The sequence below is a fragment of the Helicobacter pylori genome (assembly GCA_008032935.1).
In the GTDB taxonomy this organism is placed as follows: domain Bacteria; phylum Campylobacterota; class Campylobacteria; order Campylobacterales; family Helicobacteraceae; genus Helicobacter; species Helicobacter pylori_CX.
Map to the genome: position 1 here is coordinate 136985 of CP032039.1, position 19689 is coordinate 156673.

The following is a 19689-nucleotide window of genomic DNA, read 5'->3' on the forward strand; positions in this document are numbered from 1 at the left end:
AATGAAAAAGATTAGCAGAAAAGAATATGTTTCTATGTATGGCCCTACTACAGGCGATAAAGTGAGATTGGGCGATACAGACTTGATCGCTGAAGTAGAACATGACTACACCATTTATGGCGAAGAGCTTAAATTCGGTGGCGGTAAAACCTTAAGAGAAGGCATGAGCCAATCTAACAACCCCAGCAAAGAAGAACTGGATTTAATCATCACTAACGCTTTGATCGTGGATTACACCGGTATTTATAAAGCGGATATTGGTATTAAAGACGGCAAAATCGCTGGCATTGGTAAAGGCGGTAACAAAGACATGCAAGATGGCGTTAAAAACAATCTTAGCGTAGGTCCTGCTACTGAAGCACTAGCCGGTGAAGGCTTAATCGTAACTGCTGGTGGTATTGACACACACATACACTTCATTTCACCCCAACAAATCCCTACAGCTTTTGCAAGCGGTGTAACAACCATGATTGGTGGCGGAACCGGTCCTGCTGATGGCACTAATGCGACTACTATCACTCCAGGTAGAAGAAACTTAAAATGGATGCTCAGAGCGGCTGAAGAATATTCTATGAATTTAGGTTTCTTGGCTAAAGGTAACGCTTCTAACGATGCGAGCTTAGCGGATCAAATTGAAGCCGGTGCGATTGGCTTTAAAATCCACGAAGACTGGGGCACCACTCCTTCTGCAATCAATCATGCGCTAGATGTTGCGGACAAATACGATGTGCAAGTCGCTATCCACACAGACACTTTGAATGAAGCTGGTTGCGTGGAAGACACTATGGCTGCTATTGCCGGACGCACTATGCACACTTTCCACACTGAGGGTGCTGGCGGCGGACACGCTCCTGATATTATTAAAGTGGCCGGTGAACACAACATCCTACCCGCTTCCACTAACCCCACTATCCCTTTCACAGTGAACACAGAAGCCGAACACATGGACATGCTCATGGTGTGCCACCACTTGGATAAAAGCATTAAAGAAGATGTTCAGTTCGCTGATTCAAGGATTCGCCCTCAAACCATTGCGGCTGAAGACACTTTGCATGACATGGGGATTTTCTCAATCACCAGTTCTGACTCTCAAGCGATGGGTCGTGTGGGTGAAGTTATCACCAGAACTTGGCAAACAGCTGATAAAAACAAAAAAGAATTTGGCCGCTTGAAAGAAGAAAAAGGCGATAACGACAACTTCAGGATCAAACGCTACTTGTCTAAATACACCATTAACCCAGCGATCGCTCATGGGATTAGCGAGTATGTAGGTTCTGTAGAAGTGGGCAAAGTGGCTGACTTGGTATTGTGGAGTCCAGCGTTCTTTGGCGTGAAACCCAACATGATTATCAAAGGCGGATTCATTGCGTTAAGTCAAATGGGTGATGCGAACGCTTCTATCCCTACCCCACAACCGGTTTATTACAGAGAAATGTTCGCTCACCATGGTAAAGCTAAATACGATGCAAACATCACTTTTGTGTCCCAAGCGGCTTATGACAAAGGCATTAAAGAAGAATTAGGGCTTGAAAGACAAGTGTTGCCGGTAAAAAATTGCAGAAACATCACCAAAAAAGACATGCAATTCAATGACACTACCGCTCACATTGAAGTCAATCCTGAAACTTACCATGTGTTCGTGGATGGCAAAGAAGTCACTTCTAAACCAGCTAATAAAGTGAGCTTGGCTCAACTCTTTAGCATTTTCTAGGATTTTTTCTAGGATTTTTAATTTTCTAGGATTTTAAGGAGCGTTTCTCCTTAAATCTTAGTTTTTAAGCTCTCTGACTTTTATTATTTATTAAAAGTTAGGGGCTTATTTTTTTGTTTTATTTTTTGTCAATTTACTATTTTTCTTTATGATTAGCTCAAGCAACAAAGGTTATTCGTAAGGTGCGTTTGTTGTAAAAATTTTGTTTTGGAAGGATAAGGCAATGCTAGGACTTGTATTGTTATATGTTGGGATTGTTTTAATCAGCAATGGGATTTGCGGATTAACCAAAGTCGATCCTAAAAGCACCGCGGTGATGAACTTTTTTGTGGGCGGACTTTCCATTGTTTGTAATGTGGTGGTCATCACTTACTCCGCACTCCACCCTACAGCCCCTGTAGAAGGTGCAGAAGATATTGTTCAAGTATCGCACCATTTGACCAGTTTCTATGGGCCAGCGACTGGGTTATTGTTTGGTTTTACCTACTTGTATGCCGCTATCAACCACACTTTTGGTTTGGATTGGAGGCCGTATTCTTGGTATAGCTTATTCGTAGCGATCAACACTGTTCCTGCTGCGATTTTATCCCACTATAGCGATATGCTTGATGACCACAAAGTGTTAGGTATCACTGAAGGCGATTGGTGGGCGATCATTTGGTTGGCTTGGGGTGTTTTGTGGCTTACCGCTTTCATTGAAAACATCTTGAAAATCCCTTTAGGGAAATTCACTCCATGGCTTGCTATCATTGAGGGTATTTTAACCGCTTGGATTCCTGCTTGGTTACTCTTTATCCAACACTGGGTGTGAGATGATCATAGAGCGTTTAATGGGCAATCTAAGGGATTTAAACCCCTTGGATTTCAGCGTGGATTATGTGGATTTGGAATGGTTTGAAACGAGGAAAAAAATCGCTCGCTTTAAAACCAGGCAAGGCAAAGACATAGCCATACGCCTTAAAGACGCTCCCAAGTTGGGTCTCTCTCAAGGGGATATTTTATTTAAAGAAGAGAAGGAAATTATCGCCGTTAATATCTTGGATTCTGAAGTCATTCACATCCAAGCTAAGAGCGTGGCAGAAGTAGCAAAAATATGCTACGAAATAGGGAACCGCCATGCGGCTTTATACTATGGCGAGTCTCAATTTGAATTTAAAACACCATTTGAAAAGCCCACGCTAGCGTTATTAGAAAAGCTAGGGGTTCAAAATCGTGTTTTAAGTTCAAAACTAAATTCCAAAGAACGCTTAACCGTGAGCATGCCCCATAGTGAGCCTAATTTTAAGGTCTCACTAGCGAGCGATTTTAAAGTGGTCGTAAAATAGAAAAGAAATAGAAAAATAACAAATGGATAAAGGAAAAAGCGTGAAAAGCACTGAAAAAAGCGTGGGTATGCCCCCAAAAACCCCAAAGACAGACGACAACGCCAATAGTCATGTGGATAATGAATTTCTGATCTTACAAGTCAATGATGCGGTGTTCCCTATTGGCTCTTACACGCATTCTTTTGGGCTAGAAACTTACATCCAGCAAAAAAAGGTTAGCAATAAAGAAAGCGCTTTAGAATATCTAAAGGCCAATCTTTCTAGCCAGTTCCTTTATACGGAAATGCTGAGCTTGAAATTAACCTATGAAAGCACCCTCCAACAGGATTTAAAAAAAATCTTAGGGATTGAAGAAGTTATTATGCTATCCACAAGCCCCATGGAATTACGATTAGCCAATCAAAAGCTAGGCAATCGTTTCATTAAAACCTTACAAGCCATGAACGAATTAGACATGGGCGCATTTTTTAACGCTTACGCTCAACAAACCAAAGATCCCACCCATGCCACTAGTTATGGCGTTTTTGCGGCGAGTTTGGGGATTGAATTGAAAAAGGCTTTAAGGCATTATCTTTATGCGCAAACTTCTAACATGGTGATCAACTGCGTTAAAAGCGTCCCACTATCTCAAAACGATGGGCAAAAAATCTTATTGAGCTTGCAAAGCCCTTTTAACCAGCTCATAGAAAAAACCCTAGAACTAGACGGAAGCCACCTGTGCGCGGCAAGCGTTCAAAACGACATTAAGGCGATGCAACATGAGAGTTTATACTCGCGCCTTTATATGTCTTGAATTTTAATCTCAAATTGAAAGGAATTTTATGGTAAAAATTGGAGTTTGTGGTCCTGTAGGAAGCGGTAAAACCGCCTTGATTGAAGCTTTAACGCGCCACATGTCAAAAGATTATGACATGGCGGTCATCACTAATGATATTTACACTAAAGAAGACGCAGAGTTTATGTGTAAAAATTCGGTGATGCCACGAGAGAGAATCATTGGCGTAGAAACAGGGGGCTGTCCGCACACGGCCATTAGAGAAGACGCTTCCATGAATTTAGAAGCGGTAGAAGAAATGCATGGCCGTTTCCCTAATTTGGAACTGCTTTTGATTGAAAGCGGAGGCGACAACCTTTCAGCGACTTTCAACCCAGAGCTAGCGGATTTTACGATTTTTGTGATTGATGTGGCTGAGGGCGATAAAATCCCCAGAAAAGGCGGGCCAGGAATCACGCGCTCAGACTTGCTTGTCATCAATAAAATTGACTTAGCCCCCTATGTGGGAGCGGACTTGAAAGTCATGGAAAGGGATTCTAAAAAAATGCGCGGCGAAAAGCCCTTTATTTTTACGAATATCCGCGCTAAAGAAGGCCTAGATGATGTGATCGCTTGGATCAAGCGCAACGCTTTATTGGAAGATTGATGAACACTTACGCTCAAGAATCCAAACTCAGGCTAAAAACCAAAATAGGGGCTGATGGGCGGTGCGTGATTGAAGACAATTTCTTCACGCCCCCCTTTAAGCTCATGGCACCCTTTTACCCTAAAGACGATTTAGCTGAAATCATGCTTTTAGCGGTAAGCCCTGGCTTAATGAAAGGCGATGCGCAAGACATGCAATTAAACATCGGTCAAAATTGCAAACTAAGGATCACTTCGCAATCCTTTGAAAAAATCCATAACACTGAAGACGGGTTTGCCAGCAGAGACATGCATATCGTTGTGGGGGAAAACGCCTTTTTAGACTTTGCGCCTTTCCCGTTAATCCCCTTTGAAAACGCGCATTTTAAGGGCAATACCACGATTTCTTTACGCTCTAGCTCTCAATTGCTTTATAGTGAAATCATTGTCGCTGGGCGAGTGGCTCGTAATGAGTTGTTCCAATTCAACCGCTTGCACACTAAAATCTCTATTTTACAAGATGAGAAACCTATCTATTATGATAACACGATTTTAGATCCCAAAACCACCGACATGACAAACATGTGCATGTTTGATGGCTACACACATTATTTGAATCTGGTGCTTGTCAATTGCCCCATAGAGCTGTCTGGCGTGCGAGGATTGATTGAAGAGAGCGAAGGAGTGGATGGAGCCGTGAGCGAGATTGCTAGTTCTCATTTATGCCTGAAAGCTTTAGCGAAAGGCTCAGAACCCTTGTTGCATTTAAGAGAAAAAATCGCTCGCTTCATCACGCAAACCACCACGCAAAAGGTTTGAAAGTGCTTCAAAAAGATTAAATCCCTTTAGTCTTTTTAACCCCCCTTTTTTTAGCTCCCCCTTATAAGCTGAAAGGCCTGAACTCAGTAACGCTGTCTTTAGAAAGCTCTATGAAGAGTGCGTTGAGTTCGCTTGGTGAAGGTAAATTGCTTTTGAGAGCGTTTAAGTTTTCCCCATTGCACTTAAAGGCCAGGCATTGCTTGAAGTGGTGGTTTAACAATTCTCTTAACTTGTCAAAATGGTAATTAGTTTTAATTTGTTTGAAGTCGTGCACAAAGATGATGCAATACTGCTCGTTGTCTATGGCTTTTTCTAAAAACGATTTTAACTTTTCCACCCCTACTTTGTCGTGCCATTCTTTCGCTTCGTTGAGATTGTCTATCACAAGCACGCTATTAGGGCGGTTAGTAGCGGCATCTAAAGCGTTTAAAGCGTTTTCTATGGGCGTAATGCCGTATTCTTTTGGCGCGTCAAAAGACCTTATCAAGCGTTTTTCTTTATTGCAAAAAAACCAATTCTTTGTTCGCGCTCTTAATGTTTTGGAATAAGAGTTTCATTAAAGCGATGCGAGCGTTTAAATCTTGGCTCACCACCAACAAATGCGATTCGTTACTTTCAAACTCCACTATCAAGTCCTTTTGCTCATAATCCACTTTTTTGCCCAGATGCAAACGCATTTCATTAGCCTTAAGGGTGTTGGGCATTTTTAAAGGTGTCTCGCCATTATAGATTTTACGATCTATGGGCGCGAGATTTCTTTGGTTAAATTCAGCGTGTATTTTTGTGAGAAAAGATTTGAAATCATCAGGGGCTTTAGGGATACTCATTTTGGTGTGGTATTTTTGATGCCCTCCGTTGTTGTTGAAAATGCCTTCTGGCCTGACAAGCTCACAAGCCGCATCATCGCCCAAAACACTACTGCTGTCTTCTGCATCCATAGGCAAAGCGATGCGGTTAGCGATTTGAGCCTTAAAGCTTGGATTAATGTCAGTGCCGCGCATGGTTTGAGTGGCTAAAACTAAATACACCCCATAACTGCGGCCCTTTTTAAGCAGAGTGTTTAAATGCCCCTCCACCGCTTTAGTGGAGTTATCGCTAAAAAGCACCTGAAATTCATCAATCACTACGATCAGTCTGGGCATTTCGTCATGCTTTCGGTAATCGCTTAAATCTTTCACCTTAAACTGCTTGAACAGCTCGGCTCTTTTTTGCATTTCATCACAAAGCCATTTCAAGAAAGTGATGCCATAAGAGACTGAACTCGCCACGCTCACCAACCTCGCATGCTCTAAAGGGGTATCTGCTACATACGCGTTAAATTCCACCCCCTCTTTATAGTCTAACAAAAAGAGTTGGACTTCATCGGGATCGTAGTAGAAAGCTAGATTTTGGATCAGCACATGCAAGAAATTGGATTTCCCGCTCCCGCTGTGGTCGCAAATGAGCGTGTGGTTTTGTGCGTTACCGATTTCAAAACACACTTCCTTATGGTTAATATCCCACCCTACCGGCACAACCACTTCATACTGAGAGCTTTTAGTCCAAAATTTTTCGTCTTTTTGTAAGGCTTTCAACTCGCTTTTGACTACTTTCTTTTTCTCGTAATACGCTTTGATTTTATCGGCGAAATCTTGCATGTGCTGGGATTTAATACCTTGATCGTTGATCACTTCCACATTAAGGTATTTAAAGCGTTCAAAACTTGTCGTATCTTTAAAACACTCCGCATAATTTTTCAAATCTTCTGCGGATTGATTGTTTTTTTTCACTCTCCAAATTGACAAAGCTCAAAACCCCATTTTTAGAGCCAAAACGCATGATCTTTTCCAAATAATAAAGCGCGTCTTTACTCAAAGCATCCACCCCGCTTAAAAAAAGCGCTTTTAAAGGCAAGCGGTCTTCTTTTTCTTCATTATAATGCGCAAAATCTCTAAAACCGGCCAATTTTTCTTGCAAATTAACCTTTAAATATTCATACAAATGCTTTAGGGCTTCTTCTATTTCCTTGCTTTCGGTTAAAATCCTTTTCTGGTAAATAAAGTCGTTGTCTTTATCTAAAAGCCTTCTGGCCAGATTGAAAATACCCCCTAGACTCAGCGCATCAACCAAGATCACTTCTAATTGCACCAAGGGCACGCTGGAGAGTAAGCGCATGAGCATTTCTCTTAAAAACTGCCCGTCTTTTTCATGCTCTATATACAAGCTTTTAGGGGGGAAAGGATAAACTTTAGGCAATAAAAATTCCATGTTAGCGCCATTTTTGCCTTTAATTTCCAACAAACCACAGCTTAAAAATTGAGGGTAAGTGGTCGTTTCATTGAATTGTGGCGTGTCTGTGAATTGCGCTTGAATTTGCCTGATACTCTTTTGATAGTCCTCTATCTTTAAAGTTGACGGCTTGAGAAAGCTCTCTGGCTCTTTTTTAGCAACAACCTTATCTAAGGCATCGTCCAGTTCTTTTAATAAATTACCCGCATCAATCATCTTTATCCTTAAGATATTCATCATAGCGCCTCTTGGCTTCTCTTTCATGCTCTTTGGCTTCACGCATAAGCCTATCGATCTCGCTTTGTGAGTGGCGATCTTGCATATCAACTTGCTTCTCCAAACGCTTGGCTTCTTCAATTTGATCGTTGATTTTTCTTCTTTGGTATTGAGTGTCTTGCTCTAAATTTTCTAAATCATGCGCGATTTTTAGCATCTCCTCTAGCGCCTCACTTTTAAGTTTCTGCCCCAAATCATCTTGCATGGCGTTTTCTACGAAATAGTCGCAAATCCTTCTTAACTCATTGGTGCAACCCTCCAAAAAAACTTTATGAGAAAACATTTTAACCCCTTGATTCCAGTTTTTTTAAAAACATTTTAAGATTTAATAGCGCTTTTTTTGAGCCATCATCAGTGTCTAAAAACAGCACCACATCAGTGGTGGTATTCCAAAGATAATACCCCCCATACCCGTCATTAGCAAAAACGATTTCTTCAGGCTCTAACCATTCTTTTAAGCTCTGCATGAAATCAATGAACAAGCTCTCTAAATTGAAATTCAAAACATGTTTGAACGTGTAGGATTCATTGCCCACCATGAAATAACGCAATTGGCTAAAACCATAGTTTGATCGTTTGATAAAGTCCTTAAATTCATCGCTCAAGCCTATTTTCAACCGCTCTTCTAACCCGTTCAACGCATTCTCATTGAGCGGCTCTACAAATTCCCAATTCAATTCTGTTTCTGTAGAAATTCTGTCCATAGTGAATATCCTTTCGTGTGTTTCACGCCCAACAATAACTCTTCTCTCACCAACGCCACATTCCCTAAAACATTCGCGTCAAAATGCCATAAATAGCCCCTAGGGATGAATCCTTTTGCGATCTGTTCCAAATCTTTCGCATCAAAGCCCAAATCGTTGTCTTTAAGCGCGGCTTGTAAAGCCTTTAGGGCATGATGAGCGCATGCGGTTTTATTTAAATCTTCTAAAGGCGCAATGGCGCTAAAAACGCTATCAAATTCCGCCAAACGCCACTCATTAAAGCGGACTTCTTCCGGATAGGGGTTTTTTTCATCTACAATAAAGCCCTCTTTACGGCTTTCTAAAAACTCCCTATACTCCAACGCTTTTTGCGTATAATTTTCATTGCGTTCTAAAATGGGATCGATTTTTTGGCTCAAATTTTCTGTAGCGCGCTCCAACTCTGTTTCTAAATTATCAAAGGCTTCATTGATAGCGTTTGAATCGTTAGGGGATTCTTTGATCTTTTCTGCAAAATCTTCTAAAGCTTTCTTACAATTTTTAACGCAATGTTTTTTGGCTAGAGTCAAGCTTTCGTTATAAGAAGGCACGCCTAAAACGCTTGGCATCAAATCCTCTAAACTCTTTTCCAATTCTTGTTCTTTAGAGATTGCCATGCGATCCAATTCATCGTTAGGGTTTTCATCATAAGAAGATGCGCCCATCCAATCCTCTAAATTTTTTTCAAATTCTCGCTCTTTAGAGGCTTTAGCGCGATCCCTATGAGAAAAAGCGTTGATCCTGTCTTTCCAATCAGCGTATAAAGAAGCGCTAAAATCTTCTCTCAAATCTTTCAATCGTTCATTAAAAACGCTTTTTTTAGGGTTATAAGAGATAGCAGGCCGTTCAAAATCGTATTCCATTAAAACGCCTGGGGTTGGAAAGTTGTATTCGTTATCTATCGCTTCGCTCGCTTGTTTCAAACGCCTGATAAATTCCTGGTGCTTATCGGTATAAAAATGCAACCTCTTTTTAACGCCCTCCCAAGCTTGATTCACAAGCTCCGCGCTCGCTTTGGCTTGAGTGGCGTAGATTTCAAGCATTCGTTCTAATAACCTCACATTGTGTTCCCATCTTTCTATATTGTCTTCCATAAGGTTTAAGCCCTTTTCACAAAGTTCAGCGCATAATTTAACAGGAGGGATAACCGACCCTACCGCATTACCAAAATCTCTCCCAAGCTCTCCAAGAAATCCCCAAAAACCACTCCGCTCCTTTCTAGCTTTTTTTAATTCTCCTATGGCTTTTTCCAATTGCATTTCAATTTTTCTGCGCTCCACTATGATTTTTAGCGCGTAACTATCAAGGTCTTTGATAAAACCACCACACCTTTTTTCTTGCAGGGATTCTTTAAAATCCCTGCATCCTCCAACAACCTTTTTGACTTCTTCTGTGTCCGTTTTCCATTCAGCCATAAACCACCCCTTAATAATCTTGCTCTAAAACCCTAATCCTCTCTTTAAGCCATGCGATTTGCTCTTGCACGGCTCCATCAAATTCATTGAAAGTGCTTTTCAAATTATCTAGCACCTCGCTAAATTTGTCTCTTTTAGCGTCTCGCCATGATTCTAAATTATGAAAATGGCCGCTCAAGCTATTCACTTCCTCTCTTAGCAACTCTTTAAAGCGTTCTAAATGCCCTACAAATCCTCTGACCTCTTCGGTATCCATTTGCACTCTGCTCATCGGTTGTCCTTTCTTTTAAAAATTTTCTTCATTGGAATCAGGCTTTTTATCGCCGCTGATTCTAATGCTCCCACCCCCATAGCTAGGGGGTGTTGTGGGGCGAATCTCTAGCGTTTCGCCTCTTTCTCTTTTGTATTTTTCTTGTTGGCTTTGGTGGTATGTTTTCATGCTGTCTATCACGATTGGTTTATGGGTGCTCCCTAAATCAGCGTTGGTGAGCAATTTTTGAACGCCATTACCCAAGCTGTTAGAACGCTTGTCTTCTATTTTAAGAGACAAATTCAAGCCCTTAAAACCCTCCAAAGCCTCCACTAACGCTACCACAAGCTTTCTGTCCCAAATGGAATTTTTCAAATCTTTACACAAGGAAAAAACCTCGCTTGAAAACGGGTAATCATACAAAAACAAAAGGTCTAAATTTTCTAAAAATTCCAGATTACAACGCTCTTTAAAACTTCTCAAAAAGCCCTCTTTTAACGGCGCAAAGCCTTCAGTGATAGGGATTATCCCCTTGTCTTTGGTGCATTTAAACACCATAATACTTTTTTCAATCACAACAAACGCATACGCGTTCTTAGTCATCATAATTTTTCTGCCTCGCTTTCATAGATCAATTGGTCGTCTTTAAACAGCCCCACTTTAATGCTTTGGGAATCCACGCAACACACCTTCACATCCATTTCTTCATGCTCTTCTAGCGCTATGGAAATCATTTGCGTATCTTTAATGTTTAGAGTGTTGGTGTTGGCTAGGGCTTTGTCGCTGTAGCGTATCTCTAGCTCATCAAAACCTCCCCATTCCTCTTTAGTTTGGAAAATCTGGTATTCATTAGGCTTTAAAGAATCCCTATGGATTTTAGCGTGGAATTTCCCCTCTATCTCAATGCCTAGATCGTATTTAAACACAGGGTTGGAGCTTATAGAGGGCATTTCAATCCCATTAGGCTTGTCCCTGCTTTCTAAAAGCCCAAAAGCCACCCCGGTTTTGCAAGTGGGCTTCAAATAAGCGGGCGTGTTAGAAACGTCTTCTCCTGTAAGCTCTAAAATCTGTTTGTCTGATTTTTCTGTGCCTAGTGGCTCATAAATGATGAATTTAAAATCATTTTTAGAAGTCTTTTGCTGGTAATCTTTGAGCTGCTTTTCTTTGGCGTTTTCAAACGCTTGTTTGACCAGTGCTGAACGGCTCGCATTCCCGCCTAAGAAAATATGAAACGCCCGACATTGATCATCAATGTTTTCAGCCATCACTTTAGAAAATCCGGCAAAGAAGTTGGCAACGCCTTCATTGATCTTGTCTTTTAAGAGGTTTAAAAGCTCTTTGCAATCAACTTGGAGATTGCATTCTGTTTCTACCCCATTCCTATCAAACAGCATGGCTTTAAAATCCTTTTCAAAACTCTCTATCTCAAAGTTTTCATTTTCTTCTATCGCTTCTATACTATTGGCGTCTAAATTTTCTAAAAAAGGGCGCAATTCAGAAGCGATCGTTTGCAAATTCAAGCGCGCTTCTCTAGAGTTTTGCATAAACGATCCAAAGCGTTGCGTATCGATCCTGTCGTAGTTGGGCTTAGCGATGACAATGTCTTTTTCTTTCAGCTCTTGGAAATTTTTGGCATACGCTTCCCAAGCCAACAATTCCAATAAATTTTCACCGCCTAAATATTTATCCCCTCCACTGCTAAAATGCGTCATTTTGTAAGCGAACTTAGGATTAGCGCTTTTTTCCCATTTGCCAAAGTCAAAATCCGTCGTCCCGCCCCCAAAATCAAACACCCCGTAATAAACCGGCTTGTCTAACTTCTCTGATTTAAAAAACCCATAGCTTTTTAAAGCGCTAATGGCATACGCGCAAGGCTCGCTCGCTTTTAATTCCACTTTGAAAGTTTTAGCCGTTTTTTCATCGCCAAAAACATGCCGGGGTAAAGATTTTTTCAAGCCTCTTTCAAAACTCTCTCTGATTTTTTCAGCCTGATGCTTTTCATACTTGATGGGGTAGGATAAAAAGTATTTCAAAAACACGCCATTTTCCATGTTGTTGATGCAGCGTCCGATGCAGTAAGCGTAGATTTCTATGGGGTTAAACTCCGTGCAATTAGTAAAGCTTTCTAAAGGAAAATCCTCTATGAGATCCCTAAAATTCTGCTTTTCATCCGCTCCAGCCCATTGCTTCAATTGAGAAAAAAACCGATACAAATCATTCCCTTTAACGCCTGCAGCGTTCTTTTGGGCTTCATGTGCCACTTCTATATGGTTCTTTTCCGTGAAAGGGCGGTGATCTAAAGCGTTGTAATCTTTAAGAAACTTTTCTTTATTTCTGAACTCCACTATCGTGGGGTTTTCATACTTTTCCAAACTCTCTATATCTACATCCCCGCCAATAGAGAGCAAGCGGTATGTTCCTGTCTTATCCATATAGCTTGCGGTCGTGCTTTTAGTCCCAAAGTCAATAGCGACAACGCCATGCTTGTTTAAATCTTTCAAACTTGAACGGGCATAGAAATTCTCTTCTTTGCTAGGATTGTCAGGGTTTTTGGGCAAATTATCAAACCTAAAGGTTACGCTTTCTTTAGGCACGCTAGGCACCTCTAAATCCCAATGCCCTCCGTTTAAATCAAGCAATTGGCTTTGGCTATAGCTCTTAAGGCCTACCGCTTCGTTATCCCCCTTGAGCATTAACTCTTTAAATTTTTCAAAATCCACATCCACATCGCTAATAGAAACGATCTCTAAGATTTTTTCTATTTGCTCATTAGCGATCTTTTTAGCTTGCGCTAAATCCTCTAGGAATTTTTGATTTTCATCAGAAAGATACCTTAAAGAAGTCTCATTATTGGCAATCGCATGAAGCACCCGCAGCGCTTGTTTGAATTTGATTTTGTCTTCTTCTGACACTTCATCTTTGAAATTCGGCTCACTTTTTTCATTGAATTTGACTCCATCCTTTAAAGACCGATCGCACAATTTCTCTACTAAGGGGTGGCCAAGAGGCAGTTCTAAACTTTTTTCTTTTTACCATGATATTTCCTTTATTGTGGTTTTTGTGGTTTTGAGAGTTGCTCGTTCAAGCCATCAACTCTCTCTTTGAGGGCGATGTTCTCTTCTTCTAATTTTCTTTTTTGGCGTTTTAAATCCTGGTTTGCGCTCGCTAAACGCCTGTTGTGTAAGTCTAGGTCGCTTTTGGCTTCCATACCCTCTAAACTCCTTAAGCACGCGATTTCTCGCTCCAGCTCGGTTTTTTCTGTGGCTATTTTTTCTTTAGCTTGCGCTAATTGAGCGTTAGAGTTTTCCAAATTTTTTTGAGCACTTTCTAATTGTTTGAGCTTGTCGGTTAGGCGTTGGTTGTCTTTCTCTAAATTGGCGCATCGTTTTTCTAAAAACCCATGCTCATCTTGTAATTTCGCTCGCTCTTGTTCGAGACTATCCTGCTCTTTATTGAGCGCGACAACTTGGTGGTTGAGCTTGTCGTTTTCGGTTTTCAGATCGGTGTTTGCTTTAGTTAGATTTTCTTTTTCTTTTGATAACTCGGCTTTTTCATTTTTTAAAACTTGCTGAGATTGTTCTAACTCTTTCACTTGCTTTTGTGATGCATTAAGCTGATTGTTTAGATTTTCTTTTTCTCTAGCTAGATCATTTCTTTCTCTATATAGTTCGGTGTTTGCTTTAGTTAGCTTGTCTTTTGTTATGAATAACTTGTCGTTTTTTTGCCGTAATTGATTGTTAGCGTCTTTTAATCCGCTAGTTTCTGCAGCTAAGTATTCTTTTTCTGCGAATAACTTGTCATTTCTGTTTTCTAGCTCGGTGTTTTCATTTTCTAACCCACTGATGCGAGCTTCTAATTCTTCTCTGATTTGAGAGAAGCCAAACCATTTTTCAATGAGCCTTCCCATTTATGATCCCATATCCACGATAGTGTAATACACTTTATCATTGTGCTTATAGCCTCTTAAGACCACTCTTTGCATCTTTTGAGAAGTGTTTTGCTCTGGGTATAGCGTTTTGCATGAATGATCATAAGTGCTTGGCTCTTTCAAACGCTCAAATTTACTATCCTTAATGTATTCAAAAAGCAAATCAAACAATTCAGCTAATTTTTCGCCTTTATCGCTCCTCTTATCGCTTAATTCTTGGCTCGCTTTGTTATAAAGGCTTTCTAAATAGTATTTGCTATCGCTAAGAACAGATGCGATCAAATCCATTGCACTATGAGTTGTTGCTACAAAATTAAAATTCAAGCGATCTTTGACTTCCAAAAAGACTTCATAGAGTTTTTCTAATTTTTGGTATGGGGCGTGCCTTCGCTCTAGCTCGTTTAGTTTTTGGCTCGTTTGTTCGGCTTGGCTTTTTGCTGTTGATAGATCTGTATTGAGTCTTTCTTTTTCTGCGGCTAGATTTTTATTTTCTCTTTCTAGCCTTTCTTTTCTGTGGCTAACCCAGTAATCTTGTTATTTAATTCTGTTTTTTCTGTGGTTAGCCTTTGATTTTTTTCAGTCAGATCTGTTTTTTCATTTTTTAACTTGGTGTTTTCGTTGGTCAGATCGGCTTTTTCATTTTTTAAAACTTGCTGAGATTGTTCTAACTCTTTCACTCGCTTTTGTAATTCGGCGTTTTTGTTAGTCAGATCTGTTTTGTCTTTAGTTAGATTTTCTTTATCTGTGGATAACCCAGTAATCTTGTTATTTAATTCTGTTTTTTCTGTGGTTAGCCTCTGATTTTTTTCAGTCAGTTCTGTTTTATCTTTAGTTAGATTGTCTTTTTCTCTTAACAATTCGGCTTTTTCATTTTGTAAAACTTGCTGAGATTGTTCTAACGCTTTCACTTGCTTTTGTAATTCAGCTTTGTCTTTGGTTAGATTTTCTTTGTCTTTAGTTAGATTGTCTTTATCTGTTGTTAGAGCGGTGTTTTGGCTAGCTAGCTTATCTTTTTCTCTATTTAATTCAGTGTTTTCTTCTTTTAGTTTGATGTTTTCTTCTTGGACTTTTTTAAGTGCTTCCTCTCTTCCCTGAGTGTCTTTTGAGTTTTCTTGGGTGTCGTTAGAAGATTTTCCAAGTGAAAAGAAAGAGCCTATAAGATGAGAGATTTTTCTAAGGGGTTCAAAGTCTTCTAATTTAAGATCTTCTAATTTTTTTACGCGATCTGTAAGATCTTTAACAGATTTTGAAAGCTCTTCATTATTATTGGGGGGGGGGGTGGAAGCAGTCGTTCTTAAAATATTCGTATTCTCTACAATATGAGTGCCACTCATAAGAATATCTCCTTTTATATTATATCAGTGTTAAAAAGATTGTTATTGTAATTTGAGAAAACTTAAAATGAGCTTTATTTCCCCCCCCTTTTTCGCCCTCTCTAACAAACCCCTAGAATGTAGAATCCCAATGGTTTAAATTAGAAGAATAAGGGTCAAAAAAGCCCTTAGGCGTGTATTGTGCTTCTTTTTTTGTAGAAGCGTCTTTTAGAGAATGGTCTTTAGGAAGACAAGCAAAACGCTGAGCATCAAAGCTAGAGCAACCGCTCAATAACAACGCGCCGAGTGTGCCAACCATAATGCCATTTTTAATTGTTTTCATTTTATATCCTTTGTTTTGTAAAATTCTTTGTAAATCCGTTTAATTTAAAATCGTTTAATTGAATAAGCTAAACTTTAAATTACACGATGCGAATGTTATAATTTATTTTTAAACGAAAAGTAAATGAAGCTAAAAACAATACAAATTATCACTCAAATTCTTATCATTGTGTAAAAATGCGTGATAAACTCAAACAGGTTTGAATGAGAATTAATTACCGCTAGAACAAAATTTAAAATTAAAAAACATTACCAACCCACAAGACTTAAAGCCACCCGCTTAAAACATGCTACAATCAATCCAAATTCTTAAATAAAAGGTAAGCTCATGCAAAAAATCATTGACGATTCATTAGAATTAGCTAAAAAACTGCAAGATAGTATCAGTAGTCATTTGAGCGAGCAAGAAAAAGCGTTCCACTTTAAAATGCAAAAGCTTTTAAACAACCCTGAAAACAAAGTCATGCTCATAGAGCTTATGGATCGGAGTTTTAGATGCTTGGACAATAAAGCCCGCTTTGAAATGATTGAGCATGTTTTAGACAAATACAAAAGCCGTGAGATTTTTTCTTCGTTTGAAAAATTGCTTTTAATGGGGTTTTTGAGCTTTGGGAAAATGCTCCCTGATATGAGCGTGCCTTTCTTTGTCAATAAAATCAGAAGCGACACAAAAGCGATGGTCTTGGATCAAGAAGAGGGCCAATTGAAAGAGAGGATTTTAAAAAGGAAAAATGAAAAAATCATTTTGAACGTGAATTTTATTGGCGAGGAAGTTTTAGGCGAAGAAGAAGCGTCTGCGCGTTTTGAAAAATACTCCCAAGCCCTAAAATCCAACTACATCCAATACATTTCCATTAAAATCACGACGATTTTTTCTCAAATCAATATCCTTGATTTTGAATACTCTAAAAAAGAGATTGTCAAACGATTAGACGCTCTTTACGCTTTAGCTTTAGAAGAAGAAAAAAAGCAAGGCATGCCTAAATTCATCAACTTGGATATGGAAGAATTTAGGGATTTAGAGCTAACAGTAGAGTCGTTTATGGAATCTATCGCTAAATTTGATTTGAACGCCGGTATTGTGTTGCAAGCTTATATCCCTGATTCTTATGAATATTTGAAAAAACTGCACGCTTTTTCTAAAGAAAGGGTTTTAAAAGGGTTGAAGCCCATTAAAATCCGCTTTGTTAAGGGAGCGAACATGGAGAGCGAAGAGACTATCGCTTCTATGAAAGACTGGGCGTTACCCACATTTTCTAGTAAGCAAGACACCGATTCTAATTACAATAAAATGCTGGATTTTGTTTTAGAGGGCGATAATTATAAATACATTCATATTGGCGCAGCAAGCCATAATATTTTTGAAATCGCTTATGTCTATACGCGCATCCATACCCTTAATGACCCTATTGTGTTGGAGCATTTTAGCTTTGAAATGCTAGAGGGCATGAGCTTGCAAGCGAGCCAGGAATTAAAAGAAATGCACAAGCTCATTCTTTATGCGCCGGTGTGCGATGAAGCGCATTTCAACAATGCGATCGCTTACTTGGTGAGGAGGTTAGATGAAAACACCTCAAGCGATAATTTCATGAAAGCTTTCTTCAATCTCAAAGTAGGCACGAGCGAATGGAAAGACCAAGAGCAACGCTTTTTAAACAGCCTTAAAGGAATCGCCACTTTAGACAATGCCACCCACAGGACTCAAGACAGAAACGCCAAACAAACCGGGCATACCACCTACCCAAACCACTCCTTTAAAAACGAAAGCGATACCGATTTTATTTTAAAAGCCAACCGAGAGTGGGCTAAAAAAGTGCGCGAGAAAATGCATAACGCTCCTATTTTAGAGCTTTACCCAGAAATAGATGGGAGGTTTGAAGATCCTAATCTAACCCCTTTAGAAGTCTTTGATAAAATCCATCATAAAAAAATCGCCAGCGTGCATTTAGCGGATAAGGAAGCGATTTTAAAAGCCCTAGAAGTGGCTAAAAGCGATAAGAGTCATTTCAGTCAAAAAAGCTTCACAGAAATCCATGCTTTATTGAGTCAAACCGCTCAGCTTTTTAGAGAAAGAAGAGGCGATTTAGTAGGGATTTCGGCTTTAGAAGTGGGTAAGACTTTTGCTGAAACGGACGCTGAAGTGAGCGAAGCCATTGACTTTTTAGAGTTTTACCCCTACAGCTTAAGGGTGTTACAAGAGCAAAATGAAAAAACGAAATTCACTCCCAAAGGCGTGGGTGTGGTTATTGCCCCATGGAATTTCCCTGTGGGTATTTCTGTAGGCACTATCGCTGCCCCTCTAGCCGCTGGCAATCGGGTGATTTACAAGCCCTCAAGTTTGTCTAGCGTAACCGGTTATAAACTTTGTGAGTGTTTTTGGGATGCGGGCGTGCCTAGAGATGCGCTCATTTACTTGCCCTCTAAAGGGAGCGATATTAGCGAACACCTTTTAAAAGATGAAAGCATTAGGTTTGCCATTTTAACCGGGGGCGAAGACACCGCTTATAAAATGCTAGAAGCTAACCCCACTCTAGCCTTGAGCGCTGAAACGGGCGGTAAAAACGCCACCATTGTGAGCAAAATGGCAGACAGAGATCAAGCGATTAAAAATGTTATCCATTCAGCTTTTAGCAATTCAGGGCAAAAATGCTCCGCTACTTCGCTTCTAGTGTTAGAAAAAGAAGTCTATGAAGATGAGAATTTCAAAAAGACTCTAATAGATGCAACTCTAAGCCTTAGCGTGGGCGATCCTTTTGATTTCAAAAACAAAATCGGCACTCTAGCGGACAAGCCTAATGAAAAGGTCATCAAAGCCATAGATGAATTGAAAAGCTATGAAAATTACGAAATCCCGGTAAGCTTTGTTGATGATAACCCCTATTTGATGAAGCCAAGCATCAAATACGGCACTAAAAAAGGCGATTTCACGCACCAAACTGAGCTTTTTACGCCCATTTTATCCGTGATGAAGGCACAAGATTTAGACGAAGCGATAGAAATAGCCAATTCTACCGGTTACGGGCTGACTAGCGCGTTAGAGTCTTTGGACGAAAGGGAGTGGGAATATTATTTAGAACGCATTGAAGCCGGTAATATCTATATCAACAAACCCACCACAGGAGCGATCGTTTTGCGCCAACCTTTTGGTGGGGTTAAAAAATCCGCTGTAGGGTTTGGGAGGAAGGTAGGCATTTTTAACTATATCACGCAATTTGTGAATATCCATCAAGAAGAAGAGGACGAACACGCCCTAAAAAACCCCTTAAGCGAAGCTTTAGAGGGCTTGACTCAAAAAGGCTATGACGAACACACGCATGAGTTGAAGCGCGCGATTTTTATGGCAAAGAGCTACGCTTATCATTACAAGCATGAATTCAGCCAAGCTAAAGACTATGTCAAAATCAGAGGCGAAGACAACCTTTTTTCCTACATTAAAGTTAAAAGCGTGGGCTATCGCATCACCGAAAAGGACACCTTAAGCGACATGTTGGGCGTGGCTTTAGCATGCTTAATTTCTCAGATCCCTTTAACGCTCAGCATAGAAAACGAACGAACGAACAAAGATTTAACATTTTTCTTAGAATGCTTAAAAGCGCTCCGAGCAAACGCCCCTATTGTTTATGAAAGCTTGCAAAAATTCAGCGAAAAATTGCATGCTTTCAATCGTGTCCGTTATCTCAAAAGCGATTTGGATTTATTGCACGAACAAGCGAGTGCTTTAGGGATGGTTTTAGCCACGGCTAAACCCTGCTTGAACGGGCGTTTTGAATTGCTGTATTACCACTTAGAGCGATCGGTTAGCATTTCGTATCATCGTTACGGGAATTTAGGCTCAAGGGTTTTAAGGCAACCCACTTGTCGCAATTCATGCTGTGCTGAAAAATAAATATTGTATTAAAT

General features: G+C 40.0%; 15 protein-coding genes and 4 pseudogenes. 7 read left to right on the forward strand and 12 right to left on the reverse strand.

Features of this window, described 5'->3' with window-relative positions; translation table 11 throughout:
- The first annotated feature begins 1 nt into the window (after position 1).
- The 6 genes from D2C78_00710 (at position 2) to D2C78_00735 (ending at position 5254) form a co-directional block, all read left to right on the forward strand.
- Entirely contained in the window at positions 2-1711 is a 1710-nt protein-coding gene (locus D2C78_00710) for an urease subunit beta (protein ID QEF34640.1), read from the forward strand.
- Between the two features lie 223 nt (positions 1712-1934).
- Positions 1935-2522, forward strand: a complete 588-nt coding sequence (locus tag D2C78_00715) for an acid-activated urea channel (GenBank protein QEF34641.1) — start codon at positions 1935-1937, stop codon at positions 2520-2522.
- A gap of 1 nt (position 2523) precedes the next feature.
- On the forward strand, positions 2524-3036 hold the full coding sequence (ureE, locus tag D2C78_00720; GenBank protein ID QEF34642.1) for an urease accessory protein UreE: 513 nt from the start codon (positions 2524-2526) through the stop codon (positions 3034-3036).
- A 22-nt stretch (positions 3037-3058) separates the two neighbouring features.
- The gene (locus D2C78_00725; protein ID QEF34643.1) at positions 3059-3829 is read left to right on the forward strand and encodes an urease accessory protein UreF; all 771 of its coding nucleotides are present in this window, start codon (positions 3059-3061) and stop codon (positions 3827-3829) included.
- Positions 3830-3857: 28 nt separating this feature from the next.
- Positions 3858-4457, forward strand: coding sequence for an urease accessory protein UreG (gene ureG / locus D2C78_00730; GenBank protein ID QEF34644.1), 600 nt, complete (start codon positions 3858-3860; stop codon positions 4455-4457).
- Positions 4457-5254 (forward strand): urease accessory protein UreD, encoded by a 798-nt coding sequence (locus tag D2C78_00735; GenBank protein ID QEF34645.1) that lies wholly within the window; start codon positions 4457-4459, stop codon positions 5252-5254. Before ureG ends, D2C78_00735 begins: the two co-directional genes overlap by 1 nt.
- A gap of 61 nt (positions 5255-5315) precedes the next feature.
- On the opposite strand, the pseudogene D2C78_00740 reads toward D2C78_00735, so the two are convergent.
- The 12 genes and pseudogenes from D2C78_00740 to D2C78_00795 form a co-directional block, all read right to left on the reverse strand.
- Positions 5316-6828, reverse strand: a pseudogene (locus D2C78_00740) (DNA translocase FtsK).
- A gap of 6 nt (positions 6829-6834) precedes the next feature.
- Positions 6835-7786 (reverse strand): annotated as a pseudogene (locus D2C78_00745) (ATP-binding protein).
- Positions 7731-8081 carry a hypothetical protein gene (locus D2C78_00750; GenBank protein QEF34646.1) on the reverse strand — a complete coding sequence of 117 codons (351 nt, stop codon included), beginning with the start codon at positions 8079-8081 and terminating at the stop codon, positions 7731-7733. Before D2C78_00750 ends, D2C78_00745 begins: the two are co-directional and overlap by 56 nt.
- Position 8082: 1 nt before the next feature.
- On the reverse strand, positions 8083-8502 hold the full coding sequence (locus D2C78_00755) for an SMI1/KNR4 family protein (GenBank protein ID QEF34647.1): 420 nt from the start codon (positions 8500-8502) through the stop codon (positions 8083-8085).
- A complete protein-coding gene (locus D2C78_00760) occupies positions 8472-9956 on the reverse strand; it encodes a 5-amino-6-(5-phosphoribosylamino)uracil reductase (protein QEF34648.1) in 1485 nt (494 codons plus the stop codon). The genes D2C78_00755 and D2C78_00760 overlap by 31 nt, the downstream gene beginning before the upstream one ends.
- Positions 9957-9966: 10 nt before the next feature.
- Positions 9967-10227 carry a type VII secretion protein gene (locus D2C78_00765; protein QEF34649.1) on the reverse strand — a complete coding sequence of 87 codons (261 nt, stop codon included), beginning with the start codon at positions 10225-10227 and terminating at the stop codon, positions 9967-9969.
- A 15-nt stretch (positions 10228-10242) separates the two neighbouring features.
- The gene (locus D2C78_00770; protein QEF34650.1) at positions 10243-10812 is read right to left on the reverse strand and encodes a hypothetical protein; all 570 of its coding nucleotides are present in this window, start codon (positions 10810-10812) and stop codon (positions 10243-10245) included.
- Positions 10809-13217, reverse strand: coding sequence for a hypothetical protein (locus tag D2C78_00775; GenBank protein ID QEF34651.1), 2409 nt, complete (start codon positions 13215-13217; stop codon positions 10809-10811). The genes D2C78_00770 and D2C78_00775 overlap by 4 nt, the downstream gene beginning before the upstream one ends.
- A gap of 35 nt (positions 13218-13252) precedes the next feature.
- Complete coding sequence (locus D2C78_00780; protein ID QEF34652.1) at positions 13253-14113, reverse strand: hypothetical protein; 861 nt, start codon at positions 14111-14113, stop codon at positions 13253-13255.
- Positions 14114-14811 (reverse strand): annotated as a pseudogene (locus tag D2C78_00785) (M protein).
- A 273-nt stretch (positions 14812-15084) separates the two neighbouring features.
- Positions 15085-15468, reverse strand: a pseudogene (locus D2C78_00790) (hypothetical protein).
- 112 nt (positions 15469-15580) lie between these two features.
- Complete coding sequence (locus D2C78_00795) at positions 15581-15790, reverse strand: hypothetical protein (protein QEF34653.1); 210 nt, start codon at positions 15788-15790, stop codon at positions 15581-15583.
- 327 nt (positions 15791-16117) lie between these two features.
- Between D2C78_00795 and D2C78_00800 the strand changes: the two genes are divergently transcribed.
- A complete protein-coding gene (locus tag D2C78_00800) occupies positions 16118-19675 on the forward strand; it encodes an aldehyde dehydrogenase family protein (protein QEF34654.1) in 3558 nt (1185 codons plus the stop codon).
- Positions 19676-19689: the final 14 nt, after the last annotated feature.